General features: G+C 71.1%; 1 protein-coding gene. It reads left to right on the top strand.

The window, feature by feature from the left end; genetic code table 11:
- Positions 1–1,174 (top strand): serine hydroxymethyltransferase (locus D471_RS0132245; protein WP_017602427.1); only part of this gene is annotated, 1,174 nt, incomplete at both ends.

A 1,174-nucleotide genomic window follows, 5' to 3' on the forward strand; every position in this document is an offset into this window, starting at 1 on the left:
ACCCTGGAGATGATCGCTTCGGAGAACTTCGCTCCGCAGGCGGTCCTGGAAGCCCAGGGCACCGTTTTGACCAACAAGTACGCCGAGGGCTACCCCGGGCGCCGCTACTACGGCGGCTGCGAGCACGTCGACGTCGTCGAGCAGCTCGCGATCGACCGCGCCAAGGACCTGTTCGGCGCCGAGCACGCCAACGTCCAACCCCACTCGGGCGCCCAGGCCAACACCGCGGTCTACTTCGCCCTGCTCAAGCCGGGCGACACCATCCTGGGCCTGGACCTGGCCCACGGCGGCCACCTGACCCACGGCATGCGCATCAACTACTCGGGCAAGATCCTCAACGCCGTGGCCTACCACGTGCGCCCCCAGGACGGCACCGTCGACTACGACGAGGTCGCCGCCCTGGCCAAGGAACACCAGCCCAAGATGATCGTGGCGGGCTGGTCGGCCTACCCGCGCCAGCTCGACTTCGCGCGCTTCCGCCAGATCGCCGACGAGGTCGGCGCCCTGCTCATGGTCGACATGGCCCACTTCGCGGGCCTGGTCGCCGCCGGCGAGCACCCCAACCCGGTCCCGCACGCCGACGTGGTCACCACCACCACGCACAAGACCCTGGGCGGCCCGCGCGGCGGCCTGATCCTGGCCAGGAAGGAGCTGGGCAAGAAGATCAACTCCGCGGTGTTCCCGGGCATGCAGGGCGGCCCGCTGGAGCACGTGATCGCCGCCAAGGCGGTCGCGCTCAAGGTCGCCGCCGGCCAGGACTTCGCCGAGCGCCAGCACCGCACGGTGGCCGGCGCCCGGCTGCTCGCCGAGCGGCTGACCCGCCCGGACATGGCCGAGGTCGGGGTCAGGGTGCTGACCGGGGGCACCGATGTGCATCTGGTCCTGGTGGACCTGGTGGACTCGGCGATCAACGGCCAGGAGGCCGAGGACCGGCTGCACTCGGTGGGGATCACGGTCAACCGCAACGCGGTACCCAACGACCCGCGTCCGCCGATGGTGACCTCGGGTCTGCGGATCGGCACCCCGGCGCTGGCCACCCGCGGGTTCGGTGAGGACGACTTCGCCGAGGTCGCCGACATCATCGCCGAGGCGCTCAAGCCCGAGTTCGACGCCCAGGCCCTGCGGGGCCGTGTGCGGGCGCTCGCGGACCAGCACCCGCTCTACCCCAACCTGT

The organism is Nocardiopsis lucentensis DSM 44048, assembly GCF_000341125.1.
Taxonomy (GTDB): Bacteria; Actinomycetota; Actinomycetes; order Streptosporangiales; family Streptosporangiaceae; genus Nocardiopsis; species Nocardiopsis lucentensis.